Origin of the sequence: Inquilinus limosus MP06, assembly GCF_000767795.1 — a bacterium.
In the GTDB taxonomy this organism is placed as follows: domain Bacteria; phylum Pseudomonadota; class Alphaproteobacteria; order DSM-16000; family Inquilinaceae; genus Inquilinus; species Inquilinus limosus_E.
Genome location: NZ_JANX01001118.1, coordinates 1 through 692 on the forward strand (window position 1 = coordinate 1; position 692 = coordinate 692).

Annotated in this window: 1 protein-coding gene; it reads right to left on the minus strand. The window is 73.0% G+C overall.

The window, feature by feature from the left end:
* A partial coding sequence (locus P409_RS35550; RefSeq protein ID WP_034849881.1) for an efflux RND transporter permease subunit occupies positions 1–529 on the minus strand: 529 nt, incomplete at its 3' end.
* Positions 530–692: the final 163 nt, after the last annotated feature.

The window sequence follows — 692 nt, forward strand, 5'->3', positions numbered from 1 at the left end:
GCACCTTCTGCACCCCGGCCACGGCCAGCAGGTCGCGGGCGATGCGGTCGTCGACGAACCAGGACAGGTCGACCGCCGACATCCCCGGCGCGCGCGCGCCGTAATAGAGGATGGCGCCGCCTTCGACATCGAGGCGGGCGATGATCGGTTCCTCGATGCCCTGCGGCAGGTCGCTGCGGATGTTGGTCACCGCGTCGCGCACATCGGTGGTGGCGCGGTCCGGGTCGATGCCGATGCGGAACTCGACCGTGGTCGAGGAGGTGCCGTCGGCGATGGTCGAGGTGATGTGGCGCGCGCCGGCCAGGCCGGCGACCGCCCCCTCGATCCGGCGGGTGACCTGGCTCTCCAGCTCCGACGGCGCGGCGCCGGCCTGGGTGACCGTGACCGTGACGATCGGGAATTCGACCTTGGGGTTGGCGTTGACCGGCAGGCGCAGGAAGGACCACCAGCCCGCCAGGGTCAGCACCGCGAACAGGACGAGGACCGGGATCGGCCGGCGGATCGACCAGGAGGAGAGGCCGGAGGTCATGGCCGGCCGTCCACCGGCCGGAACAGGGCGGGCATCCCGTCCACCATGGTCACCCGGTCGCCCTCGCGCAGGAACGCCCCGGCGCTGAGCACCACGCGCTGGCCGGCGGCGAGCCCCTCGCGGATCTCCGCCCAGCCGTCCTGCCGCAGCCCGACCGTCACCT